This is a genomic window from Mucilaginibacter sp. CSA2-8R (genome assembly GCF_038806765.1).
Classification (GTDB): Bacteria; Bacteroidota; Bacteroidia; order Sphingobacteriales; family Sphingobacteriaceae; genus Mucilaginibacter.
Genome location: NZ_CP152389.1, coordinates 5,295,001 through 5,315,455 on the forward strand (window position 1 = coordinate 5,295,001; position 20,455 = coordinate 5,315,455).

At 40.7% G+C, this 20,455-nt stretch carries 22 protein-coding genes; 18 read left to right on the forward strand and 4 right to left on the reverse strand.

From position 1 onward, the window contains the following. Positions 1-12 precede the first annotated feature (12 nt). The 8 genes from AAGR14_RS22465 to AAGR14_RS22500 all read left to right on the forward strand — a co-directional run bounded on the left by AAGR14_RS22465 (position 13) and on the right by AAGR14_RS22500 (position 6,235). Entirely contained in the window at positions 13-903 is an 891-nt protein-coding gene (locus AAGR14_RS22465; protein ID WP_342646488.1) for an SDR family oxidoreductase, read from the forward strand. 55 nt (positions 904-958) lie between these two features. Continuing rightward, the gene (locus tag AAGR14_RS22470; protein WP_342646489.1) at positions 959-1,768 is read left to right on the forward strand and encodes an AraC family transcriptional regulator; all 810 of its coding nucleotides are present in this window, start codon (positions 959-961) and stop codon (positions 1,766-1,768) included. A 57-nt stretch (positions 1,769-1,825) separates the two neighbouring features. Then, entirely contained in the window at positions 1,826-2,464 is a 639-nt protein-coding gene (locus AAGR14_RS22475; protein ID WP_342646490.1) for an O-methyltransferase, read from the forward strand. Between the two features lie 3 nt (positions 2,465-2,467). Further along, positions 2,468-2,998 (forward strand): glucosaminidase domain-containing protein, encoded by a 531-nt coding sequence (locus tag AAGR14_RS22480; RefSeq protein ID WP_342646491.1) that lies wholly within the window; start codon positions 2,468-2,470, stop codon positions 2,996-2,998. A 100-nt stretch (positions 2,999-3,098) separates the two neighbouring features. Continuing rightward, complete coding sequence (locus AAGR14_RS22485) at positions 3,099-3,935, forward strand: glucosaminidase domain-containing protein (protein ID WP_342646492.1); 837 nt, start codon at positions 3,099-3,101, stop codon at positions 3,933-3,935. Between the two features lie 82 nt (positions 3,936-4,017). Beyond that, complete coding sequence (locus AAGR14_RS22490; protein ID WP_342646493.1) at positions 4,018-4,755, forward strand: hypothetical protein; 738 nt, start codon at positions 4,018-4,020, stop codon at positions 4,753-4,755. A 1-nt stretch (position 4,756) separates the two neighbouring features. Further along, entirely contained in the window at positions 4,757-5,083 is a 327-nt protein-coding gene (locus AAGR14_RS22495; RefSeq protein ID WP_342646494.1) for a hypothetical protein, read from the forward strand. A gap of 69 nt (positions 5,084-5,152) precedes the next feature. Then, the gene (locus AAGR14_RS22500; RefSeq protein ID WP_342646495.1) at positions 5,153-6,235 is read left to right on the forward strand and encodes a DUF3078 domain-containing protein; all 1,083 of its coding nucleotides are present in this window, start codon (positions 5,153-5,155) and stop codon (positions 6,233-6,235) included. Positions 6,236-6,251: 16 nt separating this feature from the next. Here the strand turns inward: AAGR14_RS22500 and AAGR14_RS22505 are convergent, their stop codons facing one another. After that, on the reverse strand, positions 6,252-6,572 hold the full coding sequence (locus AAGR14_RS22505) for a hypothetical protein (protein WP_342646496.1): 321 nt from the start codon (positions 6,570-6,572) through the stop codon (positions 6,252-6,254). Between the two features lie 221 nt (positions 6,573-6,793). On the opposite strand from AAGR14_RS22505, the gene ffh reads away from it, so the two are divergent. From ffh to AAGR14_RS22550, 9 genes are all read left to right on the forward strand, one after another. Beyond that, entirely contained in the window at positions 6,794-8,122 is a 1,329-nt protein-coding gene (gene ffh, locus AAGR14_RS22510) for a signal recognition particle protein (RefSeq protein ID WP_342646497.1), read from the forward strand. A gap of 256 nt (positions 8,123-8,378) precedes the next feature. Next, positions 8,379-8,762, forward strand: a complete 384-nt coding sequence (locus AAGR14_RS22515; RefSeq protein ID WP_342646498.1) for a hypothetical protein — start codon at positions 8,379-8,381, stop codon at positions 8,760-8,762. A 63-nt stretch (positions 8,763-8,825) separates the two neighbouring features. Beyond that, positions 8,826-9,227 carry a heme-binding protein gene (locus AAGR14_RS22520; RefSeq protein ID WP_342646499.1) on the forward strand — a complete coding sequence of 134 codons (402 nt, stop codon included), beginning with the start codon at positions 8,826-8,828 and terminating at the stop codon, positions 9,225-9,227. 158 nt (positions 9,228-9,385) lie between these two features. Beyond that, entirely contained in the window at positions 9,386-10,222 is an 837-nt protein-coding gene (locus tag AAGR14_RS22525; RefSeq protein ID WP_342646500.1) for an SGNH/GDSL hydrolase family protein, read from the forward strand. 118 nt (positions 10,223-10,340) lie between these two features. Further along, positions 10,341-10,871: a GtrA family protein gene (locus AAGR14_RS22530; protein ID WP_342646501.1), complete on the forward strand. Its 531-nt coding sequence runs from the start codon at positions 10,341-10,343 to the stop codon at positions 10,869-10,871. 4 nt (positions 10,872-10,875) lie between these two features. Next, positions 10,876-11,103: a DUF1801 domain-containing protein gene (locus AAGR14_RS22535; RefSeq protein WP_342646502.1), complete on the forward strand. Its 228-nt coding sequence runs from the start codon at positions 10,876-10,878 to the stop codon at positions 11,101-11,103. A gap of 255 nt (positions 11,104-11,358) precedes the next feature. Beyond that, the gene (locus AAGR14_RS22540; protein WP_342646503.1) at positions 11,359-12,900 is read left to right on the forward strand and encodes a YifB family Mg chelatase-like AAA ATPase; all 1,542 of its coding nucleotides are present in this window, start codon (positions 11,359-11,361) and stop codon (positions 12,898-12,900) included. Positions 12,901-12,952: 52 nt separating this feature from the next. Next, the gene (locus tag AAGR14_RS22545; RefSeq protein WP_342646504.1) at positions 12,953-13,519 is read left to right on the forward strand and encodes a biliverdin-producing heme oxygenase; all 567 of its coding nucleotides are present in this window, start codon (positions 12,953-12,955) and stop codon (positions 13,517-13,519) included. Between the two features lie 109 nt (positions 13,520-13,628). Then, positions 13,629-14,006: a response regulator gene (locus AAGR14_RS22550; protein ID WP_342646505.1), complete on the forward strand. Its 378-nt coding sequence runs from the start codon at positions 13,629-13,631 to the stop codon at positions 14,004-14,006. Between the two features lie 73 nt (positions 14,007-14,079). Here the strand turns inward: AAGR14_RS22550 and AAGR14_RS22555 are convergent, their stop codons facing one another. Beyond that, positions 14,080-17,136, reverse strand: a complete 3,057-nt coding sequence (locus AAGR14_RS22555) for a TonB-dependent receptor (RefSeq protein ID WP_342646506.1) — start codon at positions 17,134-17,136, stop codon at positions 14,080-14,082. Between the two features lie 539 nt (positions 17,137-17,675). Between AAGR14_RS22555 and AAGR14_RS22560 the strand changes: the two genes are divergently transcribed. Then, positions 17,676-17,948, forward strand: coding sequence for a hypothetical protein (locus AAGR14_RS22560; RefSeq protein WP_342646507.1), 273 nt, complete (start codon positions 17,676-17,678; stop codon positions 17,946-17,948). A gap of 61 nt (positions 17,949-18,009) precedes the next feature. Here AAGR14_RS22560 and AAGR14_RS22565 read toward each other — a convergent pair whose 3' ends face one another. Next, on the reverse strand, positions 18,010-19,242 hold the full coding sequence (locus AAGR14_RS22565; RefSeq protein ID WP_342646508.1) for a PDZ domain-containing protein: 1,233 nt from the start codon (positions 19,240-19,242) through the stop codon (positions 18,010-18,012). A gap of 175 nt (positions 19,243-19,417) precedes the next feature. Next, positions 19,418-20,392: a YihY/virulence factor BrkB family protein gene (locus AAGR14_RS22570; protein ID WP_342646509.1), complete on the reverse strand. Its 975-nt coding sequence runs from the start codon at positions 20,390-20,392 to the stop codon at positions 19,418-19,420. Positions 20,393-20,455: the final 63 nt, after the last annotated feature.

Here is a 20,455-nt window from a genome sequence, read left to right on the forward strand (position 1 = left end):
TTATTAAAGAACATGACAAAAGTTTGGTTTATTACCGGTTCGGCCCGTGGATTAGGCCGAAGCATTACTAAAGCGGCATTGGCAGCAGGCCACCAGGTAGCAGCTACGGCTCGCAACCCCGAACATCTAAAAGAATTAACAAAAGATTACCCGGAGCAAATTTTAGTATTACCATTAGACGTAACCAGTCCGGATCAAATCAAGCAAGCGGTTGCACAAACCATAGACCGGTTTGGCCGGATTGATGTTTTGGTAAATAATGCCGGGTTTGGTATTACCGGAGCCGCCGAGGCTTTTACTGACCAGCAGGTGCGCAGCCAGTTAGAAACTAATTTATATGCCCCTATTGAACTTACACGCGCTGTATTACCCCATATGCGTAAGCAGCGCTCTGGCCGTATCATGCAGATCAGCTCAATAGGCGGACGCATTGGCACGCCAGGCGTTAGCATTTACCAGGCTGCCAAATTTGGCTTAAGCGGCTTTGCCGAAGCATTGTCGCGCGAGGTAGCGCCATTGGGCATCAGGGTTACCTCGGTAGAGCCTGGCGGTTTCCGAACCGATTGGTCAGGCGCCTCTATGAGTTATGCCCCCGTGGTTGAGGGATACGAGCAAACGGTTGGCTTTGTAATGCAATTTTTAAAAGGCGACGGATTTGTGCCCATGGGCGACCCTGACAAGGCGGCCAAAGTATTGGTTGACTTAGCCGAACACCCTGAACCGCCGGTACACTTAGTACTGGGCAGCGAAGCGGCAGCCATGCTGCAGCAAACGGATAAATTACGAAAAGCCGAATTTGAGCAATGGCTACCTATATCAACCTCGACAGATGCTGACGATGCGACAGACTTTTTAGAGACAGAAGCAGGTAAGGCTTATGCGAAAATAAAAGGTGTAGAATAAACATCACAACAAGTGCAAGCCGGAGCCTTGCACTTGTTGTATATTTGATTTTAAGATGAATGCCGCAAAACAGACTGCATTACCGCATATATTATACTCATGCTACCATACACGCAGCCGCGAGGGCGAACAGTTTGTACCCGAGCATATTTTAAGTTTTCAAATTGCAGGTTCTGTCGCCATCAGCGACGGTGAACAAAATTATCTTTTTAACGAGGGTGATATCCGGTTTCATCAGCGTAACCATTTGCTTAAATTCTCAAAACTTCCGCCGTCTGCCGGAGGCGAGTTCAAATCTTTATCTATTTATTTTGATCAGGATACATTACGTCAATTTAGTTATGAATATGATTATACAGCAAATAAGTTGCATATACACAAAGCCATAACTGTACTGCAGCACAACCCATTATATCAAAGCTTTCTGCACTCGCTTCAACCTTACGAACAATTATCAGGACATGCCTTCCATCAGGACCTTATTCAATTGAAAGTTAAAGAGGCCTTACTGATTTTGCTTAAAACTAATCCTGACCTTAAGGAGGTGCTGTTTGATTTTACTGACCCGGGTAAGATAGATTTAGAAGCCTTTATGATCAAAAATTACAAGTTTAATGTGAGCCTGCCGCGCTTTGCCTATTTAACGGGCCGCAGCCTGGCAACCTTTAAGCGCGATTTTGAAAAGCTCTTTCACACTACGCCCAGTAAGTGGCTGCAACAGCAACGCCTCAAAGAAGCCTATCATCTAATTAAAGAAAAAGGCCGGCGCCCTTCCGAAGTTTACCTGGAAGTAGGTTTTGAAGATTTGTCTCATTTTTCCTTTGTGTTTAAAAAGACGTATGGCATAGCCCCATCTTTATTGTGATATCAGGGCCTTAGTTATCATCAACCAACCGGCTATCAAAATACTTACCTTTACCGGATGGAAATTTTAGATCCGCAACTGCAGCTTTACCTGGAAACGCACTGTGATCCGGAGCCTGAAGCATTAAAAAAAATTAATCGCGAAACGCATTTAAAGCAGTTAAAACCTAATATGTTGTCGGGCCATTACCAGGGCCGCTTGCTAAGCATGCTGAGCAAACTGGTAAACCCAAAACTGATTTTGGAAATTGGTTCATTTACTGGTTATGCAACCATTTGCCTGGCCGAAGGACTAACCGAAGGCGGCAAAATACATACGATTGAAGTGAACCGCGAGCAGGAAGAAACCCTGCGCAGAAATTTTGAATTAGCTGGCTTTACCAACCGCATCGAACTGCATATAGGTGATGCTAAGCAAGTTATATTTGGATTTACCGATAAACTTTTTGATATTTGTTTTATTGACGCAGATAAGAAGAGCAATTTGACTTATTTTGAGTTGATGATCGACAAAATACGGCCGGGAGGTTTAATAATAATTGATAATGTTTTGTGGAAAGGTAAAGTGTACGGCGAAGCAACAGATGCCGATACCGAGCTTTTCAGAAAACTAAATGACGCCATTGCTGTTAACACACAGGTTGAAAAACTCATACTGCCTGTGCGAGACGGAGTGCTCGTCATCAGAAAAAAGTAAATTATGAAGAAAATCTTACTGTTTGCATGTTTGCTAACTTCCACCTTTGCTGCTTCAGCACAAACAAACAACGCTTCAGAATCATACATTGATAAGTTCAAAAGTAATGCCATTCGCATTATGCACGAGAGCGGAGTGCCTGCCAGCATCATTTTAGCGATCGCTATGCACGAATCGGCCAGCGGAAACAGCAAATTAGCACGTACCCAAAACAATCACTTCGGGATGAAAGGCAAAAGCCCGGTATCTTATTCAGGACAAAAGCGTACACATTCCTCCTATAAACAATACGATTCCGCCTCAGATTCTTTTCAGGATTTCGCCCGCATCATGACTGAGCGTAAGCAGTTTAGTCATTTAGCTCAAAGCCTTAGCCATTACGATTATAAAAGCTGGGTAAGAGGCATTCAGCACAGTGGTTACGCCAGCAGCCGTGCCTGGGGCAATCAGGTTTTAGGCCTTATCCGCAAATACGAATTGCATGCTTATGATGAGCAGCCCGACTCGGTAAAAGCAGAACCAAAACGTAATTAATCCGACGGGCATCCTGCCAAAATAACACTGTGATAAAGTAAGCTTTTACATTGCTTCCTAAAAAGCAATGCTTTAATTTTATAGCCTTAAAATTTTACTCGTGTTAAAAAATAAAGGTTACTGGCTTTTGTTGGTTGTAGTGCTGTCATCATGTGCTGCCCGTAAAAAAGTATTAAGCCCTACTGATGTAGCGCACGAAAACAACAAGCGCATACAAAATGAAAACCGGCAGACTATTGGTGCCTATTCTGCCTACACGGTAAACTCTTACATTGACCGGTTTAAAGACATTGCTGTAAAAGAAATGAACCTTTACGGTATTCCGGCCAGTATTACACTGGCACAGGGACTATTTGAATCAGGCTTTGGCAATGGCGAACTGGCCAAAGTAGCTAATAACCATTTTGGTATCAAATGCACCTCTGACTGGAAAGGCCGGAGTTATTTTAAAGATGATGACAATTTGAATGATTGCTTTAGAGTATACAATAATCCCGAAGACTCGTACCGCGATCATTCAGAATTTTTAAAACGTAAACGGTACGCCCGGTTGTTTGAACTGGATAAAAATGATTATGTAGGCTGGGCCTATGGTTTAAAAGAAGCCGGCTACGCCACCAACCCTAAGTATCCCCAATTACTCATCAACACTATTCAAAAATATCACCTCGACCAGTATGACCGCCCGGAAGGTGAAATTCAGAAGATAAAACGCGAAGACCGTGTGCTGAGCCAGATTAACCAAAATATTGGCAAGGCCGTTAAAGACTCGATTATTAAGGCTACTCCTAACCATCAACTTTACACCGTTGTTACCGGCGATACACTATATTCGGTATCGCGGCGTTTTGGCCTTACGGTTGACGAACTAAGAGCGCTGAACAACTTGCCGGATAACAGTATCAAAATCGGTCAGCAAATAATAGTGAGCAAATAGTTTTAACCATTAGGTTAAACCCTAACTGTTAAAAACAGTTAAATTATTCAACAATCTTATTTAAATAGGGTAATTCTGCATCGTGAAATTAGGTTTTCTGATTGTTTTTTGGCTGATGGCAACGGTTGCATTTGCACAAGAAAAAACTGTGCAGGGCCTGGTGTTTGATAAAACCACAAAAGAACGTATAGCCCGGGTAAATCTGCGCAATTTGCGTAGTGGCCAGTCAGTTTATAACAACCTTAAAGCAGAATTTAAAATCAATATTAAAGTTGGTGACGCCTTGGTGGTAAGTAAATTCGGCTATTTTACAGACACCCTCAAAGTACAGAATTATAATGATTTGGCTGTTTATTTAAAAGCCAGCAGTATTGTACTTAAAGAAGTTAATGTACGCGATACGGTGCTTTCGGCAAAAAAGAAACTGGAGCAAACGCAGCGCGAATACAGCAAAATATACGGCTCCCTTAATCATCGCGACTTATTGAGCATATCGCCTGGCGCAGGAGCCGGAATCAGCATTGATGCCATCTGGAACATGATTAGTAAAAGCGGGCGCAATGCCGAACATCTGAGGCAAATTATTGAGCAGGATTACCGCACCAATGTAGTTGATCAGCGTTTTAACAAAACATTGGTGCAACAGGTTACTGGTTTTAAAGACCCTCAGCTTACCAGTTTTATGACGCGCTACCGCCCGAGTTATTATCTGGTTACTACAGCAAGCGATTATGAGTTTGTTACTTACATCAAATCAAACATAAAGCGCTTTATGCGTAACCCTAATGTGAGGGCGTTACCGCAGCTACAACCAGAATAAAATGAAGTATCTAGTTATTACAGCTCCATTTTTGAAGGTTGACGGCATGGCGTTGTTTCCATTCATCCTGGTGAAACGCCAAAGTATGAAGCAGGACCAGGTACTTATCAGGCACGAAACCATACACCTGAGGCAGGCAGCAGAGATGCTGGTCATACCTTTTTATGTACTTTATCTGGTAAATTACATCATTAACCGTTTTAAGTATAATAACCACCACCAGGCTTACATGCAAATAGTTTTTGAGCGCGAGGCTTACCAGCACGAAAAAAACGTTAACTACCTGCAAACACGCAAGTTGTACGCATGGATGAGCTACTTAAAATAAGGTTATGAGTATTTAATTAAAGATTGAATTTTTAAAGCAAGTTCATTTTCGTTTTATTTGCTGATAAATATGTTGCGAACGATATTAGGGATATTTCTGGCATTTATATTTTGCACTTCGGTAGCTGAGGCTCAACAAACAGATAGTTTGAAACGCGTTACCGATAGCCTGCTCCGTGTACAAAATATTCGCCTAGCTGACAGCTTGCGCCGTGCCGACAGCATCCGCCGCGAAAATATTAAAATAGACACTAACCTGCTTAATAGCTACCGGCTGGGTACGCCCCGTAATGCTTTACCGCAACGCCTGCGCCCTGTACAAATTGCACCCGAGCTCATCCCTATAACCATGCTCGATTATAAGGTAAGTTACTGGCATAAAACGGTCACCTTAGGTTTTAATTTTAATCAATCAGGTTTTAGTAATAACTGGGCCGGTGGCGGTGTTAACTCTTTTGCCCTGGGTGGTAACCTCGATTTTAAATTAGAGTATAACAAACAACCGTTTGTCTACACTACACAGCTTATTTTATTATACGGCCGCTCTAAAAACCGCAGCCAGCTTTCGCGCAAAACCAACGACCGCATTTTTTGGGATAATAAATTAGCTACACAGTTATCTAAAAGCTGGTTCTTTTACGGCTCGTTGAGCTTTGAATCGCAGTTTGATAAAGGTTTTAATTACGATGCTAATCGCGGCCCGTTACTGATCTCAAATTTTATGTCGCCGGGCTATGTCACCGAGTCGTTGGGTTTTGAGTATAAGCCAAATTCTTACTTCGATTTACGTATAGGTACAGGTACAGCACGCCAAACCTTTGTGTTGGATACTACCATTTATCGTAACCTGTCGGGCAATTACGGTGTAACGCCGGGCCGTACGTTTAAAAACGAGCTGGCATTTCAGGCTACTGCTTTGTTTGACAAAGACATTATGCAAAACCTGCATTTAACTACCCGTTATAACATATTCGTCCCCTATGGCAGGTCGCTGCAAAACGTCGACCATCGCCTGGATTTAACTTTAGCTGCACGTGTTAACCGTTTAATTGCAGTAACTATTACAGGTGTGGCTCTGTTTGATAAGGACACCTCACCGTCTATACAGGGCAACGAAAACCTTACATTGGGTGTAATTTATAAATTCCCGTAAGCAATAATCGTGTTGTTTAGTGGTTTGGCCTTACCACAACCGGAGGCGACTCAGGGCGTGGCGCAAAACCAGGTGCTTTTTGTACCAATAAATACGGCTTGTTATCTTTATCCAACTTTTTATCCACTTTGTAATCGCCTGTTTTAGTAAGCGCAATCATTTGATTGAATGTCAGGATTTTTCCGCTTTCGTCTTTGATAACCGGATTTGCGCCAATGGTTGAATGAATAGTATCTTTTTTAATGGGAGATTTTGATTGTGCCGTTGCAGCAAAAGATATTGCTGTAAGTATACAAGCTATTGCCGTGCTTTTACACTTGTGTTGGTATACTTTCATAAACTTAATTTAAATTTTTATAAAGTAAAAGCAAGATACCATTTACTTATGACAAATAACTAATTATTTAGTTATAAAATGTACTTGTTTTAATTTTAACCCACTTTGTTACCAAAGTATCACTGGTCAAATCTCAAACCCTCGTTCTCTGCAACTTACAAACACAACATACCGCAAAAATTAATACCTTTGTAACCTCAAATTAAAGCATTAGAAAAAGCATGTTTGAAAATCTTTCCGATAAGCTCGACAGGGCGTTTAAAGTTCTGAAAGGACAAGGAACTATTACTGAAATTAACGTGGCCGAAACCATGAAGGAAATTAGAAAAGCCTTACTGGACGCCGACGTAAACTATAAAACCGCTAAAGCCTTTACCGATGAGGTAAGGCAAAAAGCATTAGGCGAAAACGTGTTGACCACAATTTCGCCAGGCCAGTTGCTCACCAAAATCATGAATGATGAGCTAACGGCCCTAATGGGTGGCACTACTGCCGAAATTACTTTTCCAGCTACGCCAACCGTCATCTTAATTGCAGGTTTAAACGGTGCCGGTAAAACTACTTTTAGTGGTAAGCTGGCTAACTTTTTAAAAACGCAGAAAAATAAGAAGCCATTACTGGTAGCTGATGATATTTACCGCCCTGCAGCAATTACGCAGTTACAGGTATTGGGCGAGCAAATAGGCATCCCGGTTTATGCTAACCTAGAATCGAAAGACCCGGTAGCTATTGCCCTTGAGGGTATTGCCCAGGCTAAACAAAATGGAAACAATGTAGTTATTATTGACACCGCCGGCCGTTTAGCTATTGATGAGGCCATGATGCGGGAGATTGAGCAGGTTAAAGCTGCCGTTAACCCGCACGAGATTTTGTTTGTGGTGGATGCCATGACCGGTCAGGATGCGGTAAATACGGCCAAGGTGTTTAATGATCGCCTTGACTTTACCGGTGCGGTACTAACCAAACTGGATGGTGATACCCGCGGTGGTGCAGCGCTATCTATTAAATCGGTAGTTAACAAGCCTATCAAGTTTATTGGTACGGGCGAAAAGATGGAAGCGCTGGACGTTTTCCATCCCGACCGTATGGCTTCGCGTATATTGGGCATGGGCGACGTGATCTCATTAGTAGAGCGTGCTCAGCAGCAGTTTGACGAAAAACAAGCCGCCGAACTCCAAAAGAAGATTCGCAAAAATAAATTTGACTTTACCGACTTTTACAGCCAGATACAGCAGATCAAAAAAATGGGTAACATGAAAGATCTGATGGGCATGATACCAGGTGTAGGCAAAATGATGAAAGACGTGGAAATTGGCGATGATGCATTTAAAGCTATCGAAGCGATTATTCAATCCATGACTCCTTTCGAAAAAGCTAACCCCGACAGCATTAACCAAAGCCGCCGGGCACGTATTGCTACTGGCTCAGGCACCGATATTCAGGAAGTAAACCGCCTGATTAAGCAGTTTGAAGATATGCGTAAAATTATGAAGCAGGTAAGTAACCCTGCCGCTATGGCCAACATGATGCGCAAAATGCCGAAAATGTAAGTTTTAGGTTATAAAATATAGCGTCAGGAATACAGACTAAAATTAAACCGCCATGCTGAATTAATTAGCATGGCGGTTTGCTTTTATACCAAGTGTTATACAAGACTATAAGTAAAGACCTACAGATAATTCTTAACTAGTATAATTATTTATCAAAATTTATTTCCAAAAACAAATAACAAAATTTAATATTGTATAAAATAAAAATAGCCAAATAAACAACGGCAAAGGTAGTACCAATTTAAACTTTACAGCTATGACTACTCAATATCAACATGCTTATATAGCATTACACCGGTGGATCATCAAAAATTTTGGCGGTGGTAAAATTCCTCAACCTAAATCACTGTTTAATACCAGCTTTTTATTAATCATACTATTAACGGGCGTATTGTTAACGGCTCAATTTATGGCCAAATCGCACTTGGTGCACATGAATCTTACGCTGGCTACCTGCATATTGGTAGGCATGGTATTTTTTACCCTGCTCAATTATTATGTGTTGCTTAACAACAAATGGATGGCATCTGTTAACAACCGCCTGGCTTTATTAAGCCGCCGCAATAAAAATATATGGTCGGTAGTATTGCTGATTAATGTAATTGCCATTTGTATTTTGTCTGTAGCATTAGGCAGATAAACTGCATTTGGTAAAACACTCTATGTAGTGGCTTGTCTGTTAGTGTAATAAAAACTATTAAACATGGATGTTACATTAAAACAGGCAGAAGCCATTAGCAGTGCTGCGAAACAAAAAGCTAAAGAAATTGGTGTGCCGATGAATATTGCTATTGTAGATGCAGGCGCAAACCTGAAAGCTTTTCACCGTATGGAGAATGCTTGGTTGGGCTCTATCGACATTGCTATAAAAAAAGCTAAAACCGCCCGCTACTTTGATATGGAAACCGGCAAGCTCGGACAGCTATCACAACCTGGCGGAGCACTATACCAAATTGAGGTATCAAACGGCGGGTTAATTACCTTTCCAGGTGGGATACCGATCAAAAACTCTGCGGGCGAGATTATAGGTGCCATCGGTGTGTCTGGCGGTTCGGTTGAGCAAGACCATGAGGTAGCTTTAGCCGGTTTAGCAGTATCTTTTTAAGTGATAGCAACGGATACAATTGGGGCGTATAGATGATCATGGTATAGCGTACCCTGTTCATCAATACGCCTTTTTGGTTAAGACTTATACTTCTTGGCTTTCTTGATAAGCCGCAATCAGCCACAATGCATTAATAGCAATTTCCTTAATTAACACTCATGAAAACACTGCTCCTCTTACTCATCGCAGCAGGCTTCCTGTTTTTGTCGTTTTCCGAAAAGAAAGTCACTTGGGTAGCCATTGGCGATTCTATCACGTATTTAAACGATCATACCAATGAAACCGGCAACCGGGTTACTAAAGGCTATCTTACACGGGTGGTTGAAAGGCTGCCTCAGTTAGCATACGTTAACCAGGGCCATAACGGTTGGACAGTAGTTCGCATCGCGCAGCAAATTGAAAAACTTGGCTTGGTTAAGGCCGATATTTATAGTGTATTTTTAGGCACCAATGATTGGTGGCATAGCGAGCCCTTAGGCACGTTTACTAACTATAAAAACGCTACCGGTAACCAAACCGTGTATGGAGCCTATCGTACTATCATCAATAAAATACACAGTTTAAATCCCGACGCAAAAATCATTTTAATTACTCCGTTGCAACGGTCGGACTTTGTTTACATCAACAATTCTAAAAACAACGCCTATGGCTCCTACAAAGCCAAAGATGGTCAGCAACTTACAGATTTTGCCAAAGCGGTAGATAGCATTGCACACTATGAAAAATGTGAATTAGTAGACCTCTACCATAAAAGTAAAATCACCCAAAAAAATCTTATAAATTTTAAACGCCTGAAAGACCCAGCCACCGGCCAATACAAAAACTATAAATATCCAGACTTTACCCAAATACCCTTTAACCCCGAAACTGACGAATACCCATATCCACCCGAGGCTATCGGCATGGCTTATGATGGTCTGCACCCCTCTGATAAAGGCAATCAGCGCATTGCAGATATGATAGTTAAAGCCATGAAAAAAATCATGAGCAAATAATTAACCTTACTTATATTTGTTAAATAAATGTTAAAAAGCTCTTTTAAGCATGAATAACGTTGCACCAAACGGTACAATTATTTAATTTTAGTTAATTTTTATTGCCGCCGTTTAAATAATGTTCAAAATTCACTATTTTATTAAGCATACCATATTAAGCAGTATTGATTTTTTCTACGCACCGTTTAAGAAATTAATGCCCTTACAAACCTTTCGTTATGCTGCTTGCGGTGGCTCTAATACGTTGTTTGACATTCTGCTGTTTAGCCTAAGCTACAACTTTTTGTTTAAAAAAGAAGGTTTGCCTATTGCTCATTATACGGTAAGTCCGCACATTGCAGCTTTAATTTTCTCTTTCAGCATATCGTTTTGCACTGGCTTTTATTTAAACCGGTATATCGTGTTTAAAGCGTCGGGGTTAAGCAAAAAGTCACAGTTGTACCGGTACATGGCCGTAAATGCCATTTGTATTTTGTTAAATGTGGTGTTGCTTAAAACACTGGTTGATTATGTGGGCCTTTACCCAACCGTATCTAAAATTATTGCCACCGGGTTTATTATTTTCTTCAGTTACTTTAGCCAGACCTATTTCTTCTTTAAACCCCAAATTGCCGCTCAGGAACTGAGTCGGGCAAGAAATGCGGGTTAGATTAATGGTAGCAGATCGGCGCCCGCTAACTATCAACGAGTATATCGCTGCCTTTCAGCCACAGACACAGCAACTGCTGGAGCAGGTGCGTTGGGCTATACATGAAGCAGCGCCCGACGCCGAAGAAACCATTAGTTATGCAATGCCTGCGTTTAAATTAAAAGGCAACCTGGTTTACTTTGCAAGTTATAAACCTTACGTAAGTTTTTACGCTAACCCCCAAAGGTCATGAAGCTTTTTAAAAACCACCTATCCTGCTATAAAGCCGGTAAAGGTTAGGTGCAGTTTCTGTTAAACCAGCCTATACCGCTTGATTTGATTAAGCGCATAGTAGCGTACAGGGTTAAACAAAATGAGGAAAAAGCAAAATTAAAAGCGAAATCTAAAAAGCAATAATACCTACTTATAGCGGCATAGTTGAGCACAATAAACCAACAAAACTTTTATATTTTAATATATTTAGTGCTTCAAATTTAAACGCATCACTTTGTTAGTTAAAACCTTTGGCAGCGCCGTATATGGTATACAGGCAACCACAATTACCGTTGAGGTAAACATTGCCGCCGGAACCAAATACTTTATTGTAGGCCTGCCCGACATTGCCGTAAAAGAAAGCTATTTCCGCATTGAGTCGGCCTTAAAAAACTGCGGTTACAAGATGCCGCGCCAGCAGGTTATTGTTAATATGGCACCGGCCGATATACGCAAAGAAGGATCGGCTTATGATTTAACTATTGCAACCGGGATATTGGCAGCCAGCGGCCAGATGCAAGCCGCCGAAATTGATCGTTATCTTATTATGGGCGAGCTATCGTTAGATGGCGGCCTGCAACCTATTAAAGGGGCCTTGCCCATTGCTATACAAGCCCGCAAAGAAGGGTACAAGGGCTTTATCCTGCCCAAACAAAATGCGCGTGAAGCAGCCATTGTAAACGACCTGGAGGTTTATGGCGTAGAAAGCATCCGCGAGGTAGCTTCATTTTTTAACGGTGATGCCGAGCTTGAGCGTACCGTTGTTAATACACGCGAAGAATTTTACGACAGCCTGTGCAACTACGCCAGCGACTTTAGCGAGGTTAAAGGTCAGGAAAACATTAAACGTGCATTAGAGATAGCTGCAGCCGGCGGGCATAATGTGATACTAATCGGGCCACCCGGCGCTGGCAAAACCATGCTGGCAAAGCGGATGCCCTCTATTATGCCGCCGTTGAGCCTACAAGAATCGCTCGAAACCACCAAGATACACTCGGTAGCCGGCAAACTGGCTGCAGCCGATGCACTGGTCACCACAAGGCCGTTCCGGTCGCCTCACCACACCATTAGCGATGTTGCACTGGTCGGCGGCGGCGGAAACCCGCAGCCCGGCGAGATCTCACTGGCACATAACGGCGTTTTATTTTTAGATGAATTACCTGAATTTAAGCGTAGCGTACTCGAAGTGATGCGCCAGCCGCTAGAGGAACGCCGCATTACCATTTCGCGTGCTAAATTTACGGTCGATTACCCTTCAAGCTTTATGCTGGTGGCTTCCATGAACCCATGCCCCTGCGGCTACTACAATCACCCCGAAAAAGAGTGTGTATGCCCGCCGGGAACCGTACAAAGGTACCTAAGCAAAGTATCGGGCCCGTTGCTTGACCGTATAGATTTACATGTAGAAGTTACCCCGGTTAATTTTAGTGAACTGGCATCTGACCGCTTAGCCGAAAGCAGCGAAAGTATACGCGAACGTGTAATTAAAGCACGCGAAATACAGGTAGAACGTTTTGGCAATAAGCCCGATTTACATGCCAACGCACAAATGACCTCACAAATGGTACGGGAGTTGTGCAAAATAACCGAGGCCGGCCAAAACTTATTAAAAAAGGCGATGGAAAAGCTGGGCCTTTCGGCACGTGCTTATGACCGTATTTTAAAAGTTGCCCGTACTATTGCCGATTTAGCCGGTAGTGATGACATTGCGCTAGAGCACCTGGCCGAAGCCATTCATTTCAGGAGCCTTGACCGCGAAGGCTGGGCCGGAAACTAATTTTTAAGAACAATATACTTGTTTAAACATTATATCTACCTGTATTAATTATATGCTTGCCGAACAATTAAAAAAAGATACGCTGCAGAGCCATCAGCAATTAGAAAAAATGCTGGTGGGCCGAATGAAAGCCATCCGCAGCCAAGAAGATTATGTTAAATTGCTACAACTGTTTTACACTTACTTTGGTGGCCTCGAGACGTTGATTGACCAATACATTAACCAAAGTGAATTAAGCGATTACGCAGAACGCCGCAAAGCACAAGCACTCGCTAACGATATTGAAACTTTAGGTGGCCACCCTATGAGCAAAGCGAGTGGTGAAAATTTACCACAGATAAAAAACAAACTACAAGCCTACGCCGCATTATATGTTATTGAAGGCTCAACCCTGGGCGGTAAAATCATCAGCAAAATGATGGCACAACAGTTAGGAATAAGCAATGGTGAAGGTTTATCCTTTTTTAACGGTTATGGTGATGATACCGAAGCTAAATGGGATTCTTTTAAAGATGTCCTCAATAAACTCACAAAATCATCTGAAGAGGATAAGGTAGTAATTGACAGTGCTAACGAAACGTTTGAAAAATTTAAACAGTGGGCAGAAAAAAATGCGTAGCGGCCCCTGCTGTATAATTTTGTTACGCAAATATTTAGGATTCTAATATTATTTTAAATTTTAAACTCAAAATTATATTGTAAGTTTGTAATACTACATTACTATACCTATGGATAACAATGATGCAAAAAAGATCGTCATATTTGATGACGACGAAGATATCCTGTCAATTTGTGCTTATATTTTAGAGGAGCAAGGCTGGCAGGTGCATACCTATACCGATTGTAATAACATTGTCGAGAAGGTATCATCTGTAATGCCAAGCGTTATCCTGATGGATAATTGGATCCCTGATTCGGGCGGCATTGTGGCTACACAAACCTTAAAAAGCAACGAAGATTTAAAAAATATCCCGGTGGTATATTTTTCGGCTAATAGCGATATCCAATTACTGGCTGACCATGCTGGTGCCGAAACCTACCTGGCAAAACCTTTTGACCTGGACGAGTTGGAAAGAACCATTAACGAGGTATTACAAAAAGCATAAGTTTTTACTTAGTTTATAAAAGAAAACCCCGGCTGAATATTCAGCCGGGGTTTTCTTTTATATTAGGATTGGATTACTCCATATTCGGGCCACCTGGTCCGCCAGGGCCACCAGGACCGCCTCCCATACCACCACGATTGCCACCGCCAAAACCGCCACGACGGCCACCGCGCTCGTCACCGCCTTGCATTGGCGACCGACCAGCAAACTTTTGCAGACGATAGGTGAATGTTAGTAAGAAGTAGCGAGCCAAACGGTTGACTTGGGTTTGTGTAGTTGAGTTATTAGCGCTGGTAAATGAGAAACCTGTATTTTGATTAAATAAGTCAAATCCTTGTAGACGAATGGTTGCTGCATTTTGTTTCAAGAAGCGGCGCTCCAAATAAACGTTTAAGATGTTAGGATTGGGAACAGCGAAGCTGTAACCATAATTAACTGTACGTGTAAAATCATAGCTAAAGGTCCAGTCTTTCCATACATAGTTCTTTCCATTAAGTGTCAAATCAAGTGTGCGGATGTTTGTATTGCCTGTAATTTGCTGATTTATTAATGAATTTGCTGTATTATCAATGGAGTTTGTTGTTTTATTAATTGTATACCTGGCACCTGCTTCCAAATCAATTTTGTCTAATATGTTTATCCTAAAACGCGGATTTGGAGCAAACGACAGATTTTTTGCAATATTTTTTTCAAACGGTGTTGCAATGTTATTCTCGTTTACAGTATTAACGAAAGAAACATTGTTGGCATAAGTAACTTGTGCACCTAACAATAAAGTATACTTTCGTGCTGCCCAAGGTTTAGCAAATAAAACATTTGCCTGTCCCTGATAAAAGCCATCAGCATTACGATAGTTATAAAAAATAGTGTTTTGAAAGGTTGCCAGTCCCGGATTTGCGCCTAATGCTGTTTGACTAAATGTAGTAGGATATGCAGTTGATGTAGTAACGATTTTATTATTAGTTTGAGTGAAACTCAAATTAGTGAAAAATATATTTCCGGTTTCAAAACTGAATTTATTATAACGTAAATTGAAGTTATTAGTAAATTCAGGATTCAAGTTGGGGTTACCTTGTACCGGATACTGTGCATTTGAAAAGTTAACTACAGGTACTAACTGACTGTAAGACGGCTGATTATTAGATCCGCTATAATTAAAGTTCAAAGATTGACTTCTGGAAAAATTATAACTAAAGCGAGCTGTTGGTACAAAATTTAAAGTGCTTTTTTCAGTTGTTGGATTTACGTTGGTTTGGCTGATAGCATCAAAAGACGTACCTGATCCGCTTAACTTGCTGGGTAATAAACCAGCTCCCAAAGTGATATTATATTTAGGTTTAATGAAACGGTAGTTTAAGCCTACACGATTTGTAATAAAGGTGTAGCTATAATTACTGGTTCCTATCGGATAATTAGCAAGTCGTCCATTTGTCCCAACTGTGTCGGTCAAATTATCATTTTTATTATAAGTATGATTGTACGCATAATTGAACTCTAAAAAAGATACAGTGCTTAATGGTTCAATGTAAGACAAGCTAATACCTGAGGTTGTTGATCTGTAATAAGTATTGATAATTTGATTTCCCGGAATTTTTAACCTGCTTGTACTGGTTGCATCATAGGTATAAATCGGATTGTCATAGTTGAAATTACGTGATGAGTTAAAAGAACCATTTACGCTTAAGTTTCTACCATGTGCGTTAAAACGGTGATTATACAATAATACAGCACCATAATTAGGTGAGGTAGACGTGCTATTAGTTATTGTATTGTAAACAAGCCTTGTGGTATCTAATTTTTGTGTAATAGCGTTACGGCTTATGCGAACCGAGTTTAAATCTTCATCTGCAAACGTATTGGTGCTTGTGTAAGAAAACGTAGGTGTCAATTTGAAATAATTCAATGTATCTGGCCTGTATTCCATGTTCCAGGTTAAACGATGGTTGATGTTATTATCAGTTTGTTGACTGGTTTGGTCGCTTAAGTTACCTACACCTGCATTTTGCTGATAATTGCGGCTATTTGTATAAACGTTTTTATCTTCAAAACTGTAGCTGCCATAAACAGACATTTTGCCCCATTGGTCGCGGAAGTTAGTCCCGATAGTTTTATTGGTATTAATACCATTCTGATTACTGGTTTGGCCGCTGCCACCTCCGCGACCTGCATTACCACGGCCACCGCCGCCGCCACCAAATCCGCCGCCGCCGCCACCACCACGGTTACCACCGCCACCGCCGCCTGTTGGGCTACCGAACGAAAAGGTGTTCACGTTGGTATTGTTTATGTTACCCAATACAGCTATTTGCTGGTCGTTGTTAAACTTAAACACATTTAGTAAACCTACGTAACGGTTATCGTTGCTCACGCCGGGATTCTTAGGCAATGCGTCAGTACCATCACCAGCAGTTGCCTGGCCGAAGTATCCGTGATTTTTATCTTTACGGATGGTGATGTTCAATATTTTGTTAGGTTCGCCGGTTTTGATACCAGTCACGTTGGCTTGGTCGCCGTAATCATCTACAATCTGGTAACTTTCTACCAAATCTGCTGGCAGGTTCTTGGTTGCTGTTTGTACGTCGCCCCCAAAAAAGTCTTTACCGTTAATACGCACTTTAGTTACCTGCTTGCCTTGTGCGCTTACGTTACCTGTAGCATCTACATCTACACCAGGTATACGTTTCAACTGATCTTCAACCGGAGAGTTAGCGCGTACTTTATAAGCACTGGCCCGGTATTCAACTGTATCTTCTTTAAGCGTTACAGGGTTAGTGCCCACTACAGTTACTACCCCTAACTGGGTTGATTGTGCCTTTAAAGTAACGGTGCCCACATCAGCGGCCTTACCATCGTTTTCTAACGTGTAGTGTTTTATAATACCTTCAAAGCCTATTGAGCTAATAGACAGGTTAAGCTTAGTACCCTTTATGCCAGTGAACGAAAACCTTCCTTCGCCGTTGGCAATAGTAGTTGCGTTATCATTAGCATCGGATGTTAACTTAATGGTGGTACCAGGTAAGGCCTGCTTGGTCGAGTCAACTACCATACCATGTACCTCACGGCCGGTTTGTGCGTAGGTAAAGGTTGCAAAGCTTACCAGAAGAGCAAAGAGAGTAAAAAAACGTTTCATAAAGATTATAGTCGCTATCTGATATTTAAGATTTTACTTATTACAGTGTTGGACTGCAAAAGTTCAATTTCTTTTACTTAAATAGCTAACAATCATATGATTGTTACATGATGCTCTTTAAAATGATTCTAAAGTCAAGGCATTTCGCACCTATATTTTAATACCTTTCTAACCATTTTTTAATCAAAAGTTTATCGTTTTTCCGGTCTATAAATTAACGTAGTTACTTTTATAAAAAACGTTACTGACCAAAATGTTATTAACTGATTGACAACAGATTATTAGTCAGATATTGTTTTCTGTAGGTTAAAACATAGTTGCTGTATATAATACCCTATAGTAAATCTTTAAATAATGTTCAGTATTATATTTTATTGATTATCAAGAACTAATTAATAATTATGGCATGAAATGTGAGGAAGTTGTGCGCGGTTTTATGTAGCCATTTTAAACATCTTGTTATGCTATTATTAACTGATGGTTACGACTTAACCCCCAAAATTAATCTGTTGTAATAATCAATTGTAAAAAGACAACCAATGAGAACCCTGCGCGCAAATTTGCAATCCAAGGTCCGGGACTGGACAAAATTGATGGGATTTAGGCTAAATTCATCACAAACCGATCAAAAAAAGAATGTAACCACACGGCATTACTTTTTTGAGACCTTTAACTTTTTAGAAAAGCTAAATGCCAAAGAGCCGGAAAAAAGCAGTTATATATGCTTTGACACCTATGGAGAAAAACTGAAAGTACGTTCGCTACTTGATTTGCAAACTGCATTTTACGAAAATATTAGCCAGCTTAAATAAGCATGCTGTATGTAGGTCCTGTCTGCTTAACAGGCAGGCAGGACCCGCCCATCGCTATTATTTAAATTCGCTTTTTTAAAGTAAGCACTACCGTTTCAAACACTTTGTTACGGTAAACCTCGATCAAAATATTACGGTTTTCTTTTGATTTCAACAGGTTATCAATTTCGGTTACTGTCATGCGGCTTACCGGTTTAAAGTTAACCTTGGTAATTTGATCATTAGCTTCAATTCCAGCCTCGTCAGCAGCCGATCCTGATTCTACACGGCTTACAATAATATGTTCGTAGTCTTTTCCGCTTGCATAATATTCCATTCCAGACATGTCATGCTCAAACGGCTCTTTAAATCTCGTGTTAGGCTTAAGATACATCCTCTGGTTTTTATAATCAAACACCAGTAAAAACCTTTTTAAGGTGCCCATTCCTAAACTCCCATCTCGCGGAACAATATAATTAACATGTACATTACTGTCCGGAAAAGAGGTGATTACCCCCGTAAACTTATATTTGCCTAAGTACAACTCTCCTACCCGGCTAATATAACCATTAACCGGCCCTGTTAAACCTACACCCAAATTAGCTGCAATAACTTTTTTTTGAATGCCTGCATACGGTGGCCAGCTTTCTATAGATAAAGCGTGACCTGCACCTAAATCAATCAAAAGCTTTTTAGTTGTGTATTTTCCGTTGGGTAGCAGAATTTTAGTTGTAAAGTAAGGTTTGTGCTCTTCAACGCCGATAGGTAAAATAATGCCACGTTTTAGAGGTTTAAATTTGCCTGGTTTGGCTACGGTTAACGTACTGTCCATAAAGTTAACTTTTACCGCAAGATTCGAAAAAAACTCATAGCCCAACAGCCCGTGTATAGGCATCCCGGCATAATTGGACAAGCCAAAATGATCGTCTTTTAATATCGCCGCAGATATATCTTCGCCTATCAGTTTCTGATTTATCGAAATATTTAAGTGTGCAGTAGCGTAAGCTTCAAAAACAACATCATTGCCAGTCCCATACATTTTTAAAATATGACGGTTATTAATGTTTATAGAGTCAACCAGGGTAGGGTCAGTAATAATCATCAGTCCTACGCCGGTATCTAAAACAAAATTGAACGGGCCCTTCTGATTGATAAACAAAGGAATAACCACCATGTCCCGCACGATCTGAAAACGGACTTTTACCTGTTTTTGGTTTTCGTTGATACTGAATTGCTGAGCACTAACGGCAACAGACAGGGAAAGTATACAGACGGATAAAAACAGATATCTGGCGATACATGTTATCCGGTACAATTTAAGTTTATAATTGGTTGAGCTAAAGATACATACTTCTGTATATATCGGCAATCACCAAAGCATTTATGTATTTAATTCAATCAGAATTCATTTAAAATAAAAATATTATAAAATGCTTCACTGCAAAATAACAAAAGCGCATTAAAAATGCACTTTTGTTATTTAAGAAATATTACCCATCTTTCTTAAATTGCCCCTTAAGTTCCGGATTTTGCGGCGGCAACTGTTTTACATCGTGCTCTATCTCAGTTTGCTGTATATGTACAGCATAATCAGCAGGTTCTATATGGCTGCAATTAGCTTCGGCATATACCTGTGTAAACTCAGCTCCTATGTAAAGTATGGCCGCAGTATAGTATATCCACAATAATAGTATAATTACCGATCCAGCAGCACCATAAGCGGAACTTTGGGCCGAATATCTTAAATATAAGCCTATTAAAAACTGTCCCAACATAAAAAGAATAGCGGTAAAAAACGCACCCGAACGCACGTCTTTGAATTTGATTTTTACATCCGGTAAGAACTTAAACACGATTCCAAAAAGGATTGCAATAACCAAAAACGATATACCTAAATTTACTAACACGATGAGTTGCTGCGTAATTTCAGGTAAAAAGCGTCCTATACGTTCGCTCACTGCATTTACAACTACGTTAACCAGTAAAGAGGCTAATAACAAGAAACCTAAACTAATAATAAGCGAAAACGAAAGGAAGCGATTTTGCAGCATTTTTAACCAACCTTTTTTAGGTTTAGCTTTTACCCTCCATATCGTGTTGATAGAATCTTGGATTTCTAAAAATATACTGCTTGCACCCAGTAACAGGGTAACAATACCTGATACTAAAGCCAACCCGCTTTTACCTGAAAACTGCAGGTTTTTTACGATATCCTGAATTTGCTTGGCAGCTTCTTTACCTACATACTGGTCTATCTGTCCATATAACCTTGCTGATGCAGCATCAGGTCCTAAAAAGATGCCTGCCAATGAGAGTATCAAGATCAGCAATGGGGCAATAGAGAAAATAGTATAATAGGCCAGGGAGGCACTCAATTTTAAACCATTATCATCAATAAAACCGGAAAAGGTTGCTACCAAAACTTTCCATAAACTTTTTAAATACTGTTTACTAAATACACTCATACCAATAGCAGTAGTTTCTTTAATAAATTACATTTAAACATATTTGTTTTAAACGAAGTAGTT

What these genes read in the sequence shown, in the direction of transcription:
- AAGR14_RS22465 (WP_342646488.1), top strand. Translation starts at nt 13, where the DNA reads ATGACAAAAGTTTGGTTTATTACCGGTTCGGCCCGTGGATTAGGCCGA.
- AAGR14_RS22470 (WP_342646489.1), top strand. Translation starts at nt 959, where the DNA reads ATGAATGCCGCAAAACAGACTGCATTACCGCATATATTATACTCATGC.
- AAGR14_RS22475 (WP_342646490.1), top strand. Translation starts at nt 1,826, where the DNA reads ATGGAAATTTTAGATCCGCAACTGCAGCTTTACCTGGAAACGCACTGT.
- AAGR14_RS22480 (WP_342646491.1), top strand. Translation starts at nt 2,468, where the DNA reads ATGAAGAAAATCTTACTGTTTGCATGTTTGCTAACTTCCACCTTTGCT.
- AAGR14_RS22495 (WP_342646494.1), top strand. Translation starts at nt 4,757, where the DNA reads ATGAAGTATCTAGTTATTACAGCTCCATTTTTGAAGGTTGACGGCATG.
- AAGR14_RS22500 (WP_342646495.1), top strand. Translation starts at nt 5,153, where the DNA reads ATGTTGCGAACGATATTAGGGATATTTCTGGCATTTATATTTTGCACT.
- AAGR14_RS22505 (WP_342646496.1), bottom strand. Translation starts at nt 6,572, where the DNA reads ATGAAAGTATACCAACACAAGTGTAAAAGCACGGCAATAGCTTGTATA.
- ffh (WP_342646497.1), top strand. Translation starts at nt 6,794, where the DNA reads ATGTTTGAAAATCTTTCCGATAAGCTCGACAGGGCGTTTAAAGTTCTG.
- AAGR14_RS22515 (WP_342646498.1), top strand. Translation starts at nt 8,379, where the DNA reads ATGACTACTCAATATCAACATGCTTATATAGCATTACACCGGTGGATC.
- AAGR14_RS22520 (WP_342646499.1), top strand. Translation starts at nt 8,826, where the DNA reads ATGGATGTTACATTAAAACAGGCAGAAGCCATTAGCAGTGCTGCGAAA.
- AAGR14_RS22525 (WP_342646500.1), top strand. Translation starts at nt 9,386, where the DNA reads ATGAAAACACTGCTCCTCTTACTCATCGCAGCAGGCTTCCTGTTTTTG.
- AAGR14_RS22530 (WP_342646501.1), top strand. Translation starts at nt 10,341, where the DNA reads ATGTTCAAAATTCACTATTTTATTAAGCATACCATATTAAGCAGTATT.
- AAGR14_RS22535 (WP_342646502.1), top strand. Translation starts at nt 10,876, where the DNA reads ATGGTAGCAGATCGGCGCCCGCTAACTATCAACGAGTATATCGCTGCC.
- AAGR14_RS22545 (WP_342646504.1), top strand. Translation starts at nt 12,953, where the DNA reads ATGCTTGCCGAACAATTAAAAAAAGATACGCTGCAGAGCCATCAGCAA.
- AAGR14_RS22550 (WP_342646505.1), top strand. Translation starts at nt 13,629, where the DNA reads ATGGATAACAATGATGCAAAAAAGATCGTCATATTTGATGACGACGAA.
- AAGR14_RS22555 (WP_342646506.1), bottom strand. Translation starts at nt 17,136, where the DNA reads ATGAAACGTTTTTTTACTCTCTTTGCTCTTCTGGTAAGCTTTGCAACC.
- AAGR14_RS22560 (WP_342646507.1), top strand. Translation starts at nt 17,676, where the DNA reads ATGAGAACCCTGCGCGCAAATTTGCAATCCAAGGTCCGGGACTGGACA.
- AAGR14_RS22570 (WP_342646509.1), bottom strand. Translation starts at nt 20,392, where the DNA reads ATGAGTGTATTTAGTAAACAGTATTTAAAAAGTTTATGGAAAGTTTTG.